We start from the raw sequence: 18,525 nt of genomic DNA on the forward strand, positions 1-18,525 counted from the left end.
TCTGGCTTTAGTAATTGGTTTATAAACTTCTTGTACTAAGGCGGATTTTCCAATGCCAGAGTAACCGGATACTAGCATCATTTCGGTGCGGCCTCTGCTGACTCGCTCAAAGGCTGCTAATAAGGTTTCAACTTCTGCTTCTCTGCCGTAGAGTTTTTGAGGGATTTGAAACTTATCTGTAATATCTTTTTGGGCGATCGCAAAATCTGCAATTCCTCCCGTAGTTTTTAATTGTTCTAGGCATTCTTCTAAGTCAGCTATAATGCCCCAAGGGCTTTGATATCTGGCTTCAGCGGTTTTCGATAATAGCTTCATCACAATATCAGAAACAGCTTGAGGAATTTCTAGATTGATTTGATGGGGCGGTACTGCTTGTTTAGCAATGTGACAGTGGATTAATTCCATTGCATCGCTGTAATCCCATGGCAATTGCCCAGTTAGGAGTTCGTAAAAAGTGACTCCTAATGAGTAAAAATCTGTGCGGTAGTCTATTGCTCGGTTCATTCTGCCTGTTTGTTCCGGCGATATATAGCTAAGAGTGCCTTCTAAAACATTAGGATTTTTTAGGGTAGGATTTTCGCGCTTTAAAACAGTAGAGATGCCAAAATCTATAATTTGAACTCGCCCTGTGGTTGAGTTAATAATAATATTGCTGGGATTGATATCTTTATGAATAATTTTATGTCGATGAATTTCACCTAAAGCCCTAGTTATTTTAATAGCTGTTAATAAAAATTCTTCTAAGGTAAGTTGGTGAGAAGCCAACAATAGCTTTAATGAGTCTCCACCACAATCCTCGAAAATGATAACCAAACTGTTATGGTATCTTTCTAAGCTGTAGGTTTTAGGCACACTTTCTAGATTAAGATTGTGTGTAATTTCGTATTCCTGCTTGTATCTAACTAACGAAGCTGGCATCGGATAATCTTGTTTGAGAAATTTGAGAATTACCGGTTGGTTGTTTTGCTTTCTCGCTCCTCGGTAAACTAAAGAATTATTACTTTCATGGATTTGGTTAATAATGTCGTAGCCCGGTAAGTTAATCATTCTTACAGCCTCTTGTCAGTATTAATACTCAATTATTTTTTTTTAGAAATTGTTAATTAATTAAGTAGATGTATCCTCTAATACATAACAATAGCCTGAGACTTAAGAAAAGCTTAAGGTTTAAAATAAAAGTTATTTTTTGTTAACATTTCTTAAAAATAAGACGGCTAAATATTCCGGTCAGGAGTGCGATCGCTCCACAATTTCCTGCAAAATCCGGCAAAACAGAGTGAAGTGCGATCGCCGCTGAGCTTCCTAGGAGATTTGGGCGCTGCATAATTAGAGTATAAATATGGGAATTATCATGTAATGAAAGCGAGTGCAAATCACTCCATATAGCAATATTTGCAGGAGTAGTAAATTTTTTGCCGCACCCCAACCCTCCCCTTATCAAGAGAGGAGAAAGTAAAAAATTCACAAATGATTTAGGATTGCTATACATTATCTAAAATTTCAGGATATTCTCGTTCCTGCACTATTGATATCATGTCCGAGCAATTAACCAGAATATCCTGGTCGGGGCGAGTTTTTGAGATTGTCAATTATTGGCAGGTATTGTTGCTGAACCAGCCTCTACAAACATCGCGGTCGCTCTACCGAACATGATATGATACATTGATTCAGCAACGCCTATTTTTCCTTCTTCATTCAACATCTCCATTACCAAGGATTGCCAATCATTGTAAAGGCGGCCCAATAATAAGGATGCAAAAGCACTCGATCGCCCCGCGCCGCAATTTCCGGAGGCAAAGTTAGACTCGTAGAAAGCCCATCGACTCGCAGCATCCCGTCTTGAATCCGCACGCGCCCCTGCAGCATCTCCAATTGCGCGCGCCGCAAAGCCTCCGCTTTAATCATCAAATTGCCACCGCGTCTGGGGGTTCGCAACTGGCGGTAAAACTCCGTCATCAGCCCCAAAGTCCCCTCATCGCTGACTTCCCACAAACTCGCCAAAGCCGATTTAGCACCGCTAGCTACCGCCAAACCCGCAAACCCCAACTCCGCCTCTTCGTCGCCCAAAGCGGTACTGCACGCGCTTAAAACTAACAGATTCACCGGCGGTTCATTCCACCGCAACTGCCGCATTTGATCGATACGCAATTTAGTATCCCACAACTGAATGTAAGAATTTTTTGGTTCCCCAGGCTGGAATTCGCTGTGAGTTGCTAAGTGAATGATGCCAAAAGGCCGATTTGCCCGCTGAGCTTGCAAATTTCCGAGAGTAAAATCTTGATTCAAAAATGATTTTCCGCGATCGGGCGGCGCGATCGACTCTAACTCCACCGGTACCGCCGGTAATGGCGCTTTATCTTCAAATACCGATGCCCCCATCGCCAAAATTTCATCATCAGCAATATTGTCGTAGCCGATATCAGTTAAACTCAGACTCGGCATCACGCTAATGCTGTATTTCTCAACTAAAAAGCCTTTGCCGTCGTGAAGGGCCGCAAACGGCACACTCCGCAAACCGGCTGCCGGAATTACAATTAAATTGTCAATTTTTAAAGCTGCCAATTCTGCGGCAACGGGCGCAATTAACCAGCGATAAAGTTTTTGCGCCGTATCCAAATAACTAATGCTGCTTCTTTTGCGGGGATTAGTGATTTCGCTTTGAAAAGCGTCAGCCAATTGCAACACCTGCCAGCGCGTTGTCGCTGGAATTAAAACGCGCCTCGGTTCAGCGTTAGCTGTTACTAACACTAATTCTAAATGCTCCCCGTTAGGAACATCGGAAACTTCTTTGCCATCCGGCTGCAACCTCTGGGTCAACTTATGTTCTAAGGGATGAAGGGGATGAGATGCGAGGTTGGTTCTCACAGGCAATAGATTAGATAAATCCTGACTTGCCACCATTACAGAATCATTTTCTTTGGCGGCGCCTGCATCCGCTCTGCTGACCCAATTCATATAAATAATCGCAGATTTTATCCCGGTAGTTTGTTCATTTTTCCGAAGAGCTTCGTAAATAACCGACATATTACTAATCGGTCTTCTTGCGGGCAAGTCAAGATATTTTTCGTACTCGCGAGTAAAATTTTGTTCAAATTCTAAAACTCCCAAACCTGCCGAATCTAGCCTGCGAAAAGGAGCGAAAATATCCTGGCTAATTGGGGAATGTTTGTATCTACTTGGCGATCGCAATTCTACTTGCACAGATGCAGGAATTGACAGCGCAGAATCAGGATTTACGGGGACTACTGGCACTACAGGCGGTGCGGGAATTGGTGCGGAAATCGGTGCGGGAATTGGTGCAGCAATTGGTTCGGGGGTTGGTGGAGGAGTAGAGGGCGGGCCCGGTGTAATTAGGGAAATCTGATTTGGTAAACTTCCTTGGGTGTAAGTTTGTCCAAAAGAAAAAGTGGGCAAAATGGCGTTTCCCGCGCCAGCATTAATGCTTCCCAGGGTTCCATTATCGATCGCGCCGCCAACTACAAACGGTCGATCGATAGCGCCTCCGTGGCGAATTGCGATCCTCCCCGCTCCTGCACCTCCGGCAGTAGAAATACTGGAAAAATTGCCCGCTATATCGTTGAAAACACTGTTCGAGCGAAACAAACCGAGGGTTGTCACCTCAACGCTGCCGCCAGTGCCACCAGTGCCGCCTTGAGCGTTGATAAAGCCCAACTGAATGTTATCAGTCGCGCTCAGGGAAACGCCCCCGCCGTTGCCGTTTGAAGTGCTGCTGGAGTTGAGATCGAGAGCCGAAATGCCCGATGAAGAGGTGACAGCAATATTTCCGCCGATCGCCCCGGAAGCGTTCAAAGCTCCCGCAGTTAGAGGGCCGGCATTGCTTTGGAGAGCGATCGCGCCTCCAGTTCCCGTTGCCGATGAAGAGTCGATCGCACCTGCTGAAACAGTATTTCCCTCAACCCGAATCCTCCCACCGTTCGAGGTAATATTACCAGTCCGAACCTCGCCGCTTCCTTGCAGGTTCACGCTGCCGCCATCCGTCCTTAAATTACCCTCTAAGAGGACATTTTCTGCCTTGATATCGGCTCCCAAAGCGGCCGTGCTGTCGCCCCCGAAGGTAACAGAATCTCGCGCGTTAACGCTCAAACTGCGCGCTGTAATTGTGGAAGCAGCCGTCACGCTAGCAGCGTCAGCCGAGAGCAGGCCCAACCTCTGAGTTTGACCGACTAGGCCCTCAAAAGTAATGTTGCCGCCAGCCCGCAGCGTCAAATTATTAGCCCGGCCCAGCGTGCTGTCGAGGGTATTGGCAAAAGCGATATTGCCAGTAGTGGCGGCTAGGGTGGCGGTGCGATCGACTGTGACGTTACTATTGAAATTCATATCGCCAGATGTCGCAATATTGCCCGATACCTCGGTACTGCCAGCGTTGACATTCAAACTCGCCAGAGGTGCAGCTTGACCGACTGTACCGCCGAACAGCACTCGCTGAGCGTCAAGTCTCAGGGCGCGAGAGCCGTCTAGGCTACCGGAGAACAGAATGTTGCCGGTAACTTCCGTGCTCAAAGCCACGTCAGCATTGAGGGATGCGTTTCCTGTAAAAGTGAGATCGCCGCCGGATGTCGCAATGTTGGCGTTGAGATCGGTTTTGGGCGCGTCGAGAGTCAAGCTAGCGCTGCCGGTTGTGCTCAGGGGATTGTCGATCGCGATCGAGCTGCCTTGAAGTGTCAGCGGGCTGTTGAAGGTAATGGGTGCGACGATCGCGATCGACGAGCTGCTACCGTTTTCGCGCCCGATCGCGATCGAGCCGAAATCCCCCGCCAAAGCGCCGAGATCCCTTGCCGTCAAGTCCAAAATGCCCAAAATATCGCCGGTGCCACCGATCCGAATTGCTCGGGTGTCGTTGGGTTGCAAGCGAATTGTTCCCCCCACACTGCTTACGGAATTGCTGCCGCCCCTAAAGTTAATGCCGTTAGCAGTGAGAGCGATATTCCCGCCGTTAGCAGTGACTCCGCCCAGAGAGATGCTGCTGGCGAAAAAGTTGATGTTGCCACCTTGAGTCTCGATTAAATCGTTGGGGTCATTGACAAAAAACACTCCGCCCGATCTAAATGTTACGCTGTCTCCCGCGATCGCTTGCAGCGAAAGTTTGTTATCGGGCAAGTCTTGGAGGCTGATGTAGCCTGGGGTTTCTAGAACCACGTTGCTGCCGGCCGCCATCTGTTCCAACTGCACTTCTGAGATCGATGTTTCATTAGGTTCTGGTGACACTTCGAGTCCGCCAGCGGTTGATGGCGCGCTGCTGTCACCGTTACCGCTGACGATCGTAATATTTGCCGGATCTAGCAACAAATTGCCGATCGCACCGTTAGTTGCGCGGGTATCGACCTCTCCTTGGAAAGTTAAAGCATTTTTGCCGGAAACTTCTACTCTTCCGCCGTTACCTGCGGCGATGCCCCCGCGAGCACTAATATTGCCGAAGAAGCGAGTTGTATTGTCTGACCAAATTACCGCAGTGCCGCCATTGCCGCGGTCGATCGCGTTGGCTGCGATCGTAGAATCAGGACTAACATAAGTTACCAGTGCGTTCGGAACTGGTTCCATCCCCCGGAAACCGCCTCCGACGCGCACAGTACCTCCGCCGTTCGTCCCTGAAGCATCGATATTTGCACCGAACAGTCCGACTTTTTCCCCTAAAATATTAACTGTGCCGCCAGCATTCCCAGAAGGAGCAAATACATTTACCGAACCGGAGACGATCGCACTTCCCCCATTTATCCCCACTGTTTGGCCGCCAGTCAGTACCAATTGACCTTGTTCGTTAGTTGTTAAACCTGTGGCTGACGCTACGCCGGGGCCCGTCAGCAACTGAGGCAAAGAAACCGGGGCGATCGCATCTTTTTCCGAATGCAAAGACGGAGTAATTTCTAAACTCAACAAATTGCCAATTTGACTGATACGGACTGCATTTTCTCCCGGAACAGCAGCCACAGTAATTTGACCGTTGGGAGCGGATAATTGGCCTGTATTAATAACTGTGCCACCGACAAAAGTTAAACTTTGTCCGGTGCCAACTGCTAAGTTGCCCGCATTGACAATTGTACCAACTTGTAAGTTATTAAAATTAAGTTGATTGGGATTTCCCAGTAAAGCTTTGTAATCATTAATTCCGCTAGAATTAAACCAGCGATCGCCGAAACCAATACCTGTAGCAGTTGTCGCCAAAAACGACCCCGGCACGTTTAATCTAGCATTTTGACCGAAGACAATTCCCGCCGGATTCATTAAGAATAAATTCGAGTTGCCACCGGTTACAGAAATCAGACCGTTAATGACGGAAACATCACCACCGGAAATCCGCCCTAAAATATTTTGAATATTTGGATTAGTTAAAAAATTAGCTATTTGACCTTGGCTGAGATTAAATTGGCTGAAGCTGTGAAACAGATTTCCCCCGTTTCCAGACAGTTGTCCGCCGCTAATGTCTGTGCGATTTTGCTCCGACTTAACAACAGTATTCGTGCCGTCAGTAGCGGGAACGACAGGTTGCGATCGCACTGCTAGCGGTAGCAGCCCAAAACCTAATGTCAAAATTAGAGCAGAACGAAAATAGGTCATTGGAGGAAGCTATTAGTCATTAGTCATTAGTTCTTAGTCATTAGTCATTAGCCGGAAGGAAGAGGGAATTCAGAAAAGCCAATTCTCCATTACCAATTTTAATCTCTTCTCGTTTTGATTTTTTTTTAGCTGTAATGTTCCGCCAAAGTGCCAATAAACTTAAAAAAGCCGATCGAATACCGCCACGGCCGGGGGTCGATCGCACTCCAAAACCACCCCTTGCCAGAATGTCGGAAATTTAAGGCAAATTTTGTATTGATGTGTAACAAGTGTATTGACAAAATCCCCCCAGACTCCTATGATTGGAGCACGGATGGGGTGAGAAAGTAAAAACCCACACAATAACTGGCTCCTCTAATACAGTTAAAAACAAAATACTGATGCTTTTAGAGATCAACCATGCAAACTCCAGCTTTCCCATTTCTAACTGAACAAATAGTTGAGCAGATATTTTCGTCAGGCGAACTGACTCGCAATGACAGACAGCGAATTCAGTCAATGCTTTTAAATGAGTCGATCGGCGAAAATGAATTGAGCTTAATTGAAAGAGTCATGGAAGGCGTAGTCAAGGGAATACTTGACGTGCTCAATTAGTTGATAACTGGCGTTAACTTATCTAAATGTAGGGTGCGCCGGGCCGCGCACCTTACCCTAATTTTAAATAAAAAAATCGAAAAGCGAAAAGCAAAAATTCTGTCACCGTTCTAAAAATCATCATCAGGGCCGTCATCAGGGCCCTCATCCGATCCCTCCTCCGAGCTCTGATCGCGACGCACAAATTCAGAAGGAGGCCTATCGTTACTCCAGGCCCACCACACGCCATCGCACTGGCAGCGGTAAAATTCTTGCCACTTGCGACGGTTGAACTCGGTATATACTGGCGATCGCCGATTAATCCAGACCTCAGCGGCATCCGTACAGCTAGCGCCGCACTTGGGGCAGCAAAACTCATTAGCGTGAACCGCCGTCGCAGTCCATTCAGGAGGATGTGGAGCAAAAGCTTCCATGTGTTAGAGTTTCTATCTAAACTGCTGGTAATTACGGCAAATCAAGGGTTGCTAAAGATCCGCAGACTTCGGAATGACCTAAGCAATGACATAAGTACGCTGTTGAGTGCGTAATTCATCTGCCCGTTATTTTTTTTAGTATTTGCCGTCAGATGAATAGTATAACTGATGTGGTGCAAACCGTCGATCGGCATTCTTAAGTATTTCAAGGACTAGGCTTATGTCAATCTACAATCTTATCTCGTTTCTGGGAATTTTTGGCTTATGTGCGATCGCCTGGATTTTTTCAGAAAACCGACAGTCCAAGTATATTCCCTGGCGCGTCATCACCTGGGGCATTGGACTGCAATTAGTCTTAGGATTTTTAGTATTCCTGTTCCCCCCAACTCGCATCGCCCTAGAGTGGTTTACTGGCTTACTCGATGGAGTATTCACCGCTGCTGACGCTGGAGCGAGATTTGTATTCGGGAGCAATGTTGTACCTATACCGGGTAAAGATCCGGCAGTTAATTTAGGATATATTTTTGCCTTTCGAGCTTTACCGACGGTCATATTTTTTTCTGGCCTCATGGCCTTGCTATACAACATCGGCGTGATTCAAATTATCACCGAACTTTTTGCCAAAATCTTTTATACGACAATGCGGTTGAGCGGCGCAGAAGCCCTCAGCGGCGCTGCTAATATCTTCGTAGGAATTGAAGCGGCAATTGTCGTCAAGCCTTATTTGCCGAAAATGACTCGTTCGGAACTTTGTGCAATCCTCTCTTGCTGTTTTGGGACGGCAGCTTCTTCAACTTTAGCAATTTACGTTAGTTTTCTCAAGCCAGTTTTTCCCAATATTTTAGGACACTTAGTTTCAGCTTCAATTATCGCCATTCCCGCTTGTTTTGTTCTCTCCAAAATCTTAGTACCCGAAACAGGCGTGCCGCTGACAATGGGCGGCATTCCCAAGGAAGAACGGAAGCCTAAAGGCCGCGAGTTTGTGGGCGAAGAAATTTCCGAAATGGAAGGCGAAGCGATTCCACAAGAGACTGTTGGGGGAGAACCCATCGAACGAGTCAGCCCTCTCGATGCAGCGATAATTGGTGCATTGGACGGTGTAAAAATGGCAGTGGCAATTGCCGCTGTTTTGATTTTAATCTTAGGCTTAGTTTCCTTAATCAATCAATTCTTTGGTTGGCTGGCAATTTTGCCCGGCCCAATTGGTGGCTTTTTCAAAGTTGTCACCTTAGCCAACATTATGGGATTTTTATTTTATCCCCTGACGCTATTAACAGGAGTCTCCATTGACGACTCTTGGCAAGCATCAGTAATCATTGGTCGTCGGCTATTAGAAACAGCCATTCCGCCCTATCAAAGTTTAGCAGAAGCGGGCGCAAAAGGACTGGTGAGCCCTCGTACAGTTTTAATTGTCAGTTACGCCCTTTCCGGCTTCGCCCACTTAGCCTCCGTCGGCATATTTGTCGGCGGTACGATCGCCCTAATTCCATCCCGCCGCAAAGACATTTCCGAGCTCGGTTGGAAAGCATTATTTGTCGGCACCTTAGCGACAATGATGATCGCTTGCATCGCCGGCACCTTTGACACCGGAGACGCCAGCATTTTAGGCGCTAAGACAGCCCCTGCTGCCCCGTTAACAGCCCCTGCATCTCCAAAATCATCAGCGTCCCCAACCGCGAATTCAAAGCCGTCAGTTGCCCCAGCAATTGCCAGTCCGAAGCCGTCGCCCAATACCGAAAAAGCAGCTCCCACAACTCAAGAATCTCCTTCTTCCGCATCCAAGAAAAACCCTTAATATCTTCTATTGACTTGTAGGGGCGCGTTTTACAAACAATATTGAACTACCGTCAAAAATCTACAGAAACCCGCCCCCACACAACCAATAAGCTATATCAACTTTGATTTCGATCGCATCAGCTATTGGGTGGGGCGGGTTTAGGAGATTGTAGGTTTTAGGCAATTTTTGTCGGTAAAACCTGCCCGGACAAGCCCCTGATAGATATTATTGTTTTTTCTACAAATGTAATTACTAATTACTAATTACCAAAAATTATGAATCCAGATCCAGAAATTCGCCGCCTGTTAGACGTGATGCCAGCCTCCGGCCGCATGACGTGTAAAATTATTAATAAGCCCCAACAATCAACGGTAATTGACTGCGATTTTCCTTTGCCTTGGAATCAATCTCGCCCGATTTATATTAATTTTGATTTGTGGCGGCTGCTATCTAAGCCGCAGCGGGATTTACTGCTATTGCGGAATGTAAGTTTTCTGTGCAATTTTAAGTGGTTTAAACCGGATATTTATCAAGGTGCGGCTCTGGCGGGAATTGTCGGGACTGTTGTAGAATTGTTGCAGGGAGATGCGATCGGCACTGCGATCGCGGGCGGTTTGACGGGACTCGCCATGACTCGAATTTGGCGCGACAACCGCAGTTCCCAAGTAGAGTTAGATGCTGACGAGGGGGCGATTAGAGTAGCGGGAAGGCGCGGTTACAACGAAGCGGAAGCGGCCGGACATTTGCTTGGGGCGATCGAGGCTGTGGCGCAAATTGAAGGGCGGAGTTTGGATTTTAATGAGTTGATTCGGTGTCAAAACTTAAAGGCAATATCGGGTATTTCGGCGGTGGGCGTGCCCGATAGTGTTAGGCAAGATTAGAAAATACTATTTCACAAACAATCCTGTGTCCAGCAGCCAAAGGACACAACAGTGTTGTGTCCCTACTATCCAGGCGCTATATCTGCTACTCAACTCTTTCCCTGACAATCCGAATACTCTCCCATGCTGGTATCCGACCCGCTTGTCGCTCATCTAGTAATACCAAGTAAACATAAAGTGGGTAGATTTTATTGAAATTCTCTAGATAATGACGGCTAATAGCTTCACTTTCTTGACCGCTTAACTTAATTATATTGAGCACCGCTTTATTTTTGGATATTGCCTCATAAGCTGCTGACAAGAAATCATAGATAACCATAACAGGAACCAGAGGGAAGTATAAAAGTATGAAGTCACTAGCTTTGCCCGCTTCAATTGCTTTAAATTGACCTTTGAGGTCGCGGTAGAGGTAGCGGTAGAGGTAGCGGTAGAGGTAGCGGTCGAGGTCGCGGATGAGGTCGCGGTAGAGGTCGCGGTAGAGGTCGCGGTTGAGGACGCGATTGAGGTCGCGGTTGAGGACGCGGTTGAGGTCGTGGTTGAGGTCGTGGTTGAGCTCGCCGTTGAGGACGCGGTTGAGGACACGGTTGAGGTCGTGGTTGAGCTCGCCGTTGAGGACGCGGTTAAAGACGCGGTTGAGGTCGTGGTAGAGGTCGCCGTAGAGGTCGTGGTTGAGGACGCGATTGAGGTCGCGGTTGAGGACGCGGTTGAGGTCGAGGTTGAGGTCGCGGTTGAGGACGCGGTTGAGGTCGAGGTTGAGGTCGAGGTTGAGGTCGAGGTTGAGGTCGCGGTTGAGAACCAAAACCTTAGCTAATTTCTGTTGCCAAGTTTGCTGCTGTCCAGTTTCTATTCCTACAATGATTCGCTGTTCTCCATCAAAACACCAGCATCCTACTTGTTTTTCTGTAACTGGATGCTCCTCTACTTCAGCTAGAGTTGGCAGTCTATATTTAAATCCCAATGCAGATTGCTGCTGAGTTAACCATTCACAAAACTCCTCAGCATCACTAGATCGTACTCCAGTAATGGGTTTTTGAGCATCTCCTGGCGGAAATCTGTAACTTTTCCAATGGTCAGGTTGGCGATGTGCACCTGCTTTCAGCTTCTCATCAATAAAAAGCTGATATTCCGCGCAGGTGATGTAACTCATGTCAATTTCGACATTCTCATCAATCCGCAGCAAATTTTGCAGACGCCTGGATAACAAAACATTAGCTGCTAAAATGAATCTTGCTGTCATAGACTTTCCAAATCTTCGTTTAACCTTTGTTCCAGTTGTTGCCCAACATCTGGATTTACACTCAACCCCTCGTCCAAGCAATCATAGGCGAGTGCCATTACCTCAACCGATGGAGATGGCATCGCCAAGACTGTACGAATCAGATTGCTAGCATTACTCTGCGCTGCATAAAGACGGATAGTTTCAGCCCACCAAGATTGGTTAATATTTCCGATTAACTGACTCTCTTGGTTTGATTCCTTAATCTGAACCGCTGCTAAATATTCCTGGAAACTCAAGTGAGCAAATTCATAAACGCCTACTTCTTTTTCCACTAACAACCCACTCACATCCCGAACTTGCTGAATAAATTCCTCTGAATTCGCCCCACTGCCTGCTACATCTGCCAATTTGTCTGTAATCCAATCAATTCCATCGGATAGGTTGAAATCACGAGTTTTCTGCTGCATTAATTCAAATGCCAGCACTTGCAGAACAGATTGCTTTTGCGTCGCTGTTAGCGCCTCCGCAATATTTTTAGCCCTTTGTCGCCTTTCTAGTAAAACCTGGCAAATTTCTTTGTAAAGTTCTACCCGTTTTCCTGGCAAGGCACTACCGCGACGGTGAACTGTGGCAATCATTGTTAGCAGCAAAGGATTCACCGCCATGTCCGCCAGAGGTCTGCTATTCTTTATCCGCTTAATTAAATCATCTGCTTGTTGTTTAGCGTCTGCCCGCACTCCCGCATCATCTTGTCCAGCGTGACTTATCACCTCTGTTTCCAAATACCAGCTATGAATAAACTGTTGCATCTGTTTCAGGCTAAATGGTTGCACTTCTAAGACAGTCACATCTTGTTGCAACCGCGCAGTTTTATAGCCAAAAGGTCGAGAGGTTAAGATAAAAGCCGTGTCCGGGTATGCGTGCATCTGTGCGTCTACCCAACGACTTACTTGCTGGCGCTGAGTTTCATCTGCCACTTCATCTAATCCATCTAACATTACCAAACATTGGTTTTTAAGTAATTTTTCGGCAAACCAGTTAGGCGGTGGATTCTCCAGTTGATATTTTTGCTGCTGCTGCTGTACCTGCTGAGTAATTAACTCTGCCAGAGTGAGTTGATTATTATTCACAATTTCCTGACGCACATATCGGAGATACAACAATATCGGAATCAGTTTCGGCGCTTTCCGATGCACTTTCCGCTGTTGCTTTGTGGCATAAATCTGCGTTAAATATCTCAAAAGGGTAGTTTTCCCGGAACCGGGTGGGCCCAAAACTGCCATGCGCCGAAATGCCGGATTCTTATCTATTGCTGCTAAAAAATTCCAAATTTGTATTTCATTTGAGTTATTTCTTTCATCCTGGAGTGGCTGAATCATTTTGTGGCTTGTATTCGCTGCTTCTGTTGCAGCAATTTTGAGTGGCACAAATACCTTTTGCAAAGGCAGGGTTCGGTCTCTATCCAATCCCTGTGTTTGATAGTCTCGACAGATATAAATCAAACTCTGGTAATATTCCCGCTGAAAAGGTGAGGTTGAATCTTCAATTTTATTCCAAATCCCGTCTGCAAAACTATATGCAAGTTGCTGTCTCTTTGCCCTAAACTTCGGTGTAAGTTGGTTAGTAACTGGGATGAGAAACTTGATGGCATGGATAAACAACATCAAAATTACAGTCACAACCAAAGCCAAAAATGCTGCTGTCGATTCGCCTCTCAGTATGAAATACAACATTACCGCCAGTCCCAAACCGGGCGGCAACCATACCAACCTGTTCTGCCATTGTCTCGGTAAAAGCAGTACAGGCGGGAGCACAGTCCCCAAACCAAACAGAATGAGAGATGTATAAAAAACTGCTGAGTTGAATTCGGCGGCTAGGTGGTTCCCCTTCAAGAGTGCGAAAAGGATGCCACCTCCCACCAGGGGTAAAAAACCAAGAACCCAATTTTGATTTGCAGGCGTTGCACTCGGCTGAGACTGACTGGATATAGCACCGAGGATAAAAAGTGCCAATAGACAGACTACTGTCAGTAAGATTATGATCGGGTCTTCAATTTTTAAGTCCTGTTTACCGGGCAGTTGGTTGATCAGCCAACCCAAGAAACCATTACTGAGTATCAATAGCAATGGTAGCAGCCAATTTTGTATAAATCTGGACATACGCGATCGCATTTAAAAGCCTGTTGTTTCCCAGTTTAGGCGATCGTAGCGAGCGATCGTTAGCAGTAGGTGTTATTTGTGGCTGATATGCGATCTTTGCGAAGTATATTTGTCGATCGCCCGCTGCTTCAGTTAGATTCAGCCTACTCTATAAAAATATCCGCTTTACCAAATTGTATTGACACTCGATATAACTGCATGATTATCAGCTACGGCACGCAGCATTAGAAATCCTGCCTGGGAAAATTCGCCCATTTTCTCAGGAACCATCCACTTAATCAACCGTAACTTCTCGGAGAGAGACAACTGCTTAACAAGACTAAAAACTGCCTTGCAAGTCATGTTTTTTATGTTTAAATTTTTGATTGATGTAACTTTAGCATTTTTGCTAAACGCAAGATCGATCGCACTTTATACTGTTGCGACTGAGGAAAAAAGTGCGGTTCCTGCCGAAAGCGGGGCTAACGCACTTATTTTAATCGAAAGTGCGATCGACCCAGCCATCCCCTAAGACTTACCTATGACCTAGAACAATGATAAACTTGATATTCATACCCATCCACCGCAGGCAACTCGCGCGATTCAACCTGACAGTTTTGTGCTTCTAGATTGACAGGTGTGCGAAAATTAACCAGCCACAAATCAAGCGGACGTTCTAATTGACTGAGTGTTTTGTCAAGTGTCCCTGCCGCTATTTCAGACCCATCCTTTCTCTGATTAGCCAAAAGAAACAGCGGAGAATCAAAAACTTTAACTTCTTCTTTCTTCCTAACATCCGTTACACCCGCTACAAAATCCTTTGCAGAACTTCTTTCCCATTCCCACCCTATCCCCATCAACTCTCCTATTTCTACATGAGTCTTTTGAGTAGTGGCAATTAGCACGGGAACTTTCGATAATTCGCGGATAACCGGAATTAAAAGGTCGGGTTTGTAATATTTGCGGTAGCCGAGATTGGAATTTACTGTGACACCGCTAAAAAAACCCATTACTAAAATTAGCACGACTGCTTTTTTGCCAGCAATTTCAACAGCAGGTAAATTAAACCATTGACTTTTTGTTGTAGGTGTCTTAAAAATAACCGCCAAGGTTGCTCCTAAAAGCAATATTACTCCCGGAAAGTAGACGAAATTGTATCGAGCCCCGCGAGTTAGGTCAATCCCTAGAATATATGCAAAGCTGAAAAATAGGAAAATTGCTCCTAGCACAAATCCGCCGAAAATAACAGTACCTAAACGACTATCGCTTGTTTTTAATGAAGTTTTAAGAGCGCCTCGCAGCAGGGGAAGCACCAATATAAAAAATATTGTCATTGCGATCGCGGATGCAACTACTACTGCCAAATTTTGCGATTCAACGGGCAGCAGAGACATCACAGTGATCCATCCAGCTAAAGCTTGAAAAATCGGATTAATCACATTTAAAAATGTGCGATCGCCGCTGACAATCCAATTAGTTAGTTCGCTGCCGTATTTATTTGACAAAAATACCGGCAGCCAAACTAAACCGCCAGCTAAAGTACCCATCGCTACGGAGAAAAGCCGCCAGAGGATTTGAAATTGCCAAATATTAGGCTGCTGGCTGTTGTCAATTGCCAACTTTCCATTAAACTGCTGCCAGATTACAGCAATTAATGCTATTGCTTCGGCACACAAAGTCAGTGCAAAAAAGTAGTGAACCGCAATTCCTAAACAATTAACCACTACCCAAAGCAGCACAGCCCAAATAGGGAGGGGAGCGCGCTGTTGCAGCTTTTTTGCAGCTAAGGCGAGGCAAAAAAGAGAGGCAATAACTAATAAGATTCCTAAAGTGTAATGGCGAGCTTCTTGAGCGAGATAAATGCCGTAAGGTGAAACTGCCATCATCGCGGCCGCACATTGACCAACTAAACGGGAACTAAAAGCAAATTTGCCTAAAAAGTAGATAGCTGGAACTGAAACTACGCCCAATAATGCAGGAAGAGCTCGCCCAATCCAAACTAAACTATCCTCGGTCGGCCCAAACAGTCGCATCCACCAGTGGGCGAGCATAAAATACACTGGTGGATGATTGCTTTCTAGCAGCAAATGGTTGAGGACATCTGCAATGCCAGCACCGGGATTCAATTGCAGCGGTTGTAATAATCTAGAAAGATCGATCGCGCGATCGAGCGGCACTCCTCGAAAACTGTTGCCCAAACTAAAAACTAGAGTCGAAAACTCGTCCGTCCACAGCGGTTTCGAGTCCAAATTGGCAAATCGCAAAATAAAGGCGATCGCCGTCCACAGCAATAGCAACAACAGTTGTTTGTTCTTTATCATTAATTCAGTCATTCAAAGGCATAGGGAAGAAGAGCAATTAGTCATTAGTCATCAGTCATTTTATCAACGATCAATTACTAATTACCAATTACCGATTACCAATTACCTATCTACTTCCGTTACCCGCCAGCTCAACTTCATATTAATCCAGAAGTTCCACAGAGTCACAGCCGCGATCGCAATTAAATTAGCCAAATATTCATTCATTCCAAAAACATTAAACAGCAAATTAACCAGCAGCACATTCAAAATCAAACCCATCAAGCAAATTGTATTAAATTTTAACAGCCGTTTTAATCGCTGGCGCTTTCCTGGCTGCCGCTTAGAAATATCGCCAAAAGTCCACAAATCATTCCACAAAAAGTTACTGATAATTGCCAATTCAGCAGCAACGATCAGACTGCGAGTCAGCTCCCAATTGAGGATATCCCGCAGCACGTATAAAACCCCCATATTCACAAACACGCCGCTGAAACCCACAATGCCAAACCGCAGAAACTTGCCCATCGGCCAGCGGGCAAACCGCAACCGAAGCAAATGTCGCAAATACTCAATATACTGTTTCCAAGTAACTTTGCTCTCGCCTTCTTGCCGTTCCTGAAACACGTAACCAACTTCTCCAATCCAGCGGATGTCCCCCCTGCCGAGCACTTCAATCAATATTTTGTAACCAGCAGGATTCATGGTTTTGCCCGCTATGCAACTGCGACGCACCATAAAATACCCGCTCATCGGATCGGAAACTCGGCCCACGACTCCCGGCAGGATCACCAACCCCAGAGTCTGAGCGCCCCGCGATAAAAATCGCCTGACAACGCTCCAGTCGCTCACCCCGCCCTCGGCAACGTGACGGCTCGCAGCAGCTAAATCTGCTCCCCGCTGAATTTCTGCTAAAAGCTGCAACAGCGTCTCCGGGGGATGCTGCAAGTCGGCATCGATGACGCCCAAAACCTCGCCCCGAGCTGCCTGCCACCCGCGAATTACTGCTGTGGAAAGTCCCCGCTCCTCTTCCCGGCGCATTACCCGCAATTGCGGATATTCCGGTGTCAGGGACAGGGCAACTTCCCAGGTGCGATCGGGGCTGTCGTCATCGACTACAATTAATTCGTAGTTGCCGGGAATACTGCCATCGAGCAAGTGGCTCAATTTTTCCACAATACTCTTGACATTCTTGCACTCGTTGTAGGTGGGAATGACCAGGGAAAAATAAATTGGCGGTGTGCCTGCGTCTGTAAAATTTGAATTGAAAGTATCTACAGCAGGAATTTCCAAAGGCCCAGACGGCACTGGCAATAGCTGATTTACTTGGTTGATGCCCATCATTTCAGTGTTCATAAAATAAAGGATGGTTTGGTAAGACTTGAGATTTTAGAAAATCGTTCCTCTATAGTTGATTCGTTAAAATATAAAAACGCCTTAATTCTAGGCAGCAATTCTGTAGCTTAGCTAACAAAAAAACTGTGGATGCAATTCTCGATCGAGCTTTACAAGGTTATAACATCTCTGCGGCAGAAGCCTTGGTACTTTTGCAGCAAAGAGATCCAGACGCGCGAGCTTCTATTCAAACAACCGCTGACTTGCTCCGCCGCCGACAATCAGGGGATACTGTCACCTATGTTATCAATCGAAATATTAATTTTACTAACATTTGCGAGCAGCATTGCAGTTTTTGTGCATTCCGCCGCGACGAGGGAGATGAGGGCGCTTTTTGGTTAGACGCAGCTCAAATTCAGGAAAAGGCAACTGATGCAGTGCAGCGGGGTGCGACGGAAATTTGTATGCAGGGTGGCTTAAATCTTCAAGCTAAGCTGAACGGCGCATTTTTACCTTATTATCTGCAATTGGTGAAAACTATTAAGGATAAATTTCCGCAGTTGCACTTGCACGCTTTTTCGCCCCAAGAGATAGAATTTATTGCCAGAGGAGATAGTCTTAGTTTCAGCTATGTAATTTCGGCTTTGCAGGATGCGGGAGTCGGTTCGATGCCGGGAACCGCTGCGGAAGTTCTCGACGATTCTGTGCGACGGGTGATTTGCCCGGAAAAACTAAATTCGGCAGCTTGGCTGGAAATTGTGGGAACTGCTCACAGTCTGGGTTTGCCGACAACGAGTACGATGCTTTGCGGGCATATTGAGACGGCCCAACAGCAGGTTTTGCATTTAGAAAAAGTGCGATCGCTCCAACAAACTGCGATCGACCAAAACTATGGGGCACGCATTACAGAATTTATTTTACTACCATTTGTCGGACAGGAAGCACCGGCACCTTTGCGGAGTCGAGTCGGCCGCGACCAACCAGTTTTAGCAGATACATTGTTACTCACCGCTGTATCGAGAATCTTCTTGGGAAATTTGATTTCCAATCACCAACCGAGTTGGGTAAAATTAGGTTTAGATGGAGCTACAGAAGCGCTGAAATGGGGCTGCAACGACATCGGCGGTACATTGATGGAAGAGCACATTACAACGATGGCCGGTGCGGTTGGCGGCAGTTGTCAATCTGTGGAAGATTTGCAAAATGCGATTCGTTCTTTGGGGCGGGATGATCAGCAAAGAGATACAATTTATCGACCTTTAGGGGTTGACAATTTTGCAGTAAGTGTGTAATTT

General features: G+C 46.3%; 12 protein-coding genes. 5 read left to right on the forward strand and 7 right to left on the reverse strand.

Features of this window, described 5'->3' with window-relative positions; all coding sequences use genetic code 11:
• A partial coding sequence (locus QUA23_RS27315; RefSeq protein WP_333110609.1) for a protein kinase domain-containing protein occupies positions 1-1,047 on the reverse strand: 1,047 nt, incomplete at its 3' end.
• Between the two features lie 660 nt (positions 1,048-1,707).
• Positions 1,708-6,573 carry a CHAT domain-containing protein gene (locus tag QUA23_RS27320; RefSeq protein WP_333078999.1) on the reverse strand — a complete coding sequence of 1,622 codons (4,866 nt, stop codon included), beginning with the start codon at positions 6,571-6,573 and terminating at the stop codon, positions 1,708-1,710.
• 399 nt (positions 6,574-6,972) lie between these two features.
• Between QUA23_RS27320 and QUA23_RS27325 the strand changes: the two genes are divergently transcribed.
• Entirely contained in the window at positions 6,973-7,167 is a 195-nt protein-coding gene (locus QUA23_RS27325) for a hypothetical protein (RefSeq protein WP_333066438.1), read from the forward strand.
• A gap of 110 nt (positions 7,168-7,277) precedes the next feature.
• On the opposite strand, the gene QUA23_RS27330 is transcribed toward QUA23_RS27325, so the two are convergent.
• Positions 7,278-7,580 carry a hypothetical protein gene (locus tag QUA23_RS27330; RefSeq protein WP_333078998.1) on the reverse strand — a complete coding sequence of 101 codons (303 nt, stop codon included), beginning with the start codon at positions 7,578-7,580 and terminating at the stop codon, positions 7,278-7,280.
• 220 nt (positions 7,581-7,800) lie between these two features.
• Between QUA23_RS27330 and QUA23_RS27335 the strand changes: the two genes are divergently transcribed.
• Together QUA23_RS27335 and QUA23_RS27340 are read left to right on the forward strand one after the other, a co-directional pair.
• Entirely contained in the window at positions 7,801-9,375 is a 1,575-nt protein-coding gene (locus QUA23_RS27335; RefSeq protein ID WP_333078997.1) for a nucleoside transporter C-terminal domain-containing protein, read from the forward strand.
• A gap of 257 nt (positions 9,376-9,632) precedes the next feature.
• Positions 9,633-10,238, forward strand: a complete 606-nt coding sequence (locus QUA23_RS27340; RefSeq protein WP_333066433.1) for a DUF3318 domain-containing protein — start codon at positions 9,633-9,635, stop codon at positions 10,236-10,238.
• A gap of 85 nt (positions 10,239-10,323) precedes the next feature.
• Here the strand turns inward: QUA23_RS27340 and QUA23_RS27345 are convergent, their stop codons facing one another.
• Both QUA23_RS27345 and QUA23_RS27350 read right to left on the reverse strand, forming a co-directional pair.
• Positions 10,324-11,475: an SUMF1/EgtB/PvdO family nonheme iron enzyme gene (locus tag QUA23_RS27345; protein ID WP_333078996.1), complete on the reverse strand. Its 1,152-nt coding sequence runs from the start codon at positions 11,473-11,475 to the stop codon at positions 10,324-10,326.
• A complete protein-coding gene (locus QUA23_RS27350) occupies positions 11,472-13,616 on the reverse strand; it encodes an NACHT domain-containing protein (protein WP_333078995.1) in 2,145 nt (714 codons plus the stop codon). The genes QUA23_RS27345 and QUA23_RS27350 overlap by 4 nt, the downstream gene beginning before the upstream one ends.
• Positions 13,617-13,965: 349 nt before the next feature.
• Here QUA23_RS27350 and QUA23_RS27355 point away from each other — a divergent pair, with 349 nt between their 5' ends.
• Entirely contained in the window at positions 13,966-14,127 is a 162-nt protein-coding gene (locus tag QUA23_RS27355) for a hypothetical protein (protein ID WP_333078994.1), read from the forward strand.
• Between the two features lie 7 nt (positions 14,128-14,134).
• Here the strand turns inward: QUA23_RS27355 and QUA23_RS27360 are convergent, their stop codons facing one another.
• Both QUA23_RS27360 and QUA23_RS27365 read right to left on the reverse strand, forming a co-directional pair.
• Complete coding sequence (locus QUA23_RS27360) at positions 14,135-15,916, reverse strand: glycosyltransferase family 39 protein (RefSeq protein WP_333078993.1); 1,782 nt, start codon at positions 15,914-15,916, stop codon at positions 14,135-14,137.
• Between the two features lie 102 nt (positions 15,917-16,018).
• The gene (locus QUA23_RS27365) at positions 16,019-17,236 is read right to left on the reverse strand and encodes a glycosyltransferase (protein WP_333079001.1); all 1,218 of its coding nucleotides are present in this window, start codon (positions 17,234-17,236) and stop codon (positions 16,019-16,021) included.
• A gap of 140 nt (positions 17,237-17,376) precedes the next feature.
• On the opposite strand from QUA23_RS27365, the gene cofH reads away from it, so the two are divergent.
• Positions 17,377-18,522, forward strand: a complete 1,146-nt coding sequence (cofH, locus tag QUA23_RS27370; RefSeq protein ID WP_333078992.1) for a 7,8-didemethyl-8-hydroxy-5-deazariboflavin synthase subunit CofH — start codon at positions 17,377-17,379, stop codon at positions 18,520-18,522.
• The last annotated feature ends 3 nt before the right edge of the window (positions 18,523-18,525 follow it).

The sequence above is a fragment of the Microcoleus sp. Pol1C5 genome (genome assembly GCF_036701115.1).
Taxonomy (GTDB): domain Bacteria; phylum Cyanobacteriota; class Cyanobacteriia; order Cyanobacteriales; family Microcoleaceae; genus Microcoleus.

Excerpts from the sequence above, each read along its gene's own strand:
- QUA23_RS27320 (WP_333078999.1), bottom strand. The coding sequence starts at position 6,573 with ATGACCTATTTTCGTTCTGCTCTAATTTTGACATTAGGTTTTGGGCTG.
- QUA23_RS27325 (WP_333066438.1), top strand. The coding sequence starts at position 6,973 with ATGCAAACTCCAGCTTTCCCATTTCTAACTGAACAAATAGTTGAGCAG.
- QUA23_RS27330 (WP_333078998.1), bottom strand. The coding sequence starts at position 7,580 with ATGGAAGCTTTTGCTCCACATCCTCCTGAATGGACTGCGACGGCGGTT.
- QUA23_RS27335 (WP_333078997.1), top strand. The coding sequence starts at position 7,801 with ATGTCAATCTACAATCTTATCTCGTTTCTGGGAATTTTTGGCTTATGT.
- QUA23_RS27340 (WP_333066433.1), top strand. The coding sequence starts at position 9,633 with ATGAATCCAGATCCAGAAATTCGCCGCCTGTTAGACGTGATGCCAGCC.
- QUA23_RS27345 (WP_333078996.1), bottom strand. The coding sequence starts at position 11,475 with ATGACAGCAAGATTCATTTTAGCAGCTAATGTTTTGTTATCCAGGCGT.
- QUA23_RS27350 (WP_333078995.1), bottom strand. The coding sequence starts at position 13,616 with ATGTCCAGATTTATACAAAATTGGCTGCTACCATTGCTATTGATACTC.
- QUA23_RS27355 (WP_333078994.1), top strand. The coding sequence starts at position 13,966 with ATGTTTAAATTTTTGATTGATGTAACTTTAGCATTTTTGCTAAACGCA.
- QUA23_RS27360 (WP_333078993.1), bottom strand. The coding sequence starts at position 15,916 with ATGATAAAGAACAAACAACTGTTGTTGCTATTGCTGTGGACGGCGATC.
- QUA23_RS27365 (WP_333079001.1), bottom strand. The coding sequence starts at position 17,236 with ATGGGCATCAACCAAGTAAATCAGCTATTGCCAGTGCCGTCTGGGCCT.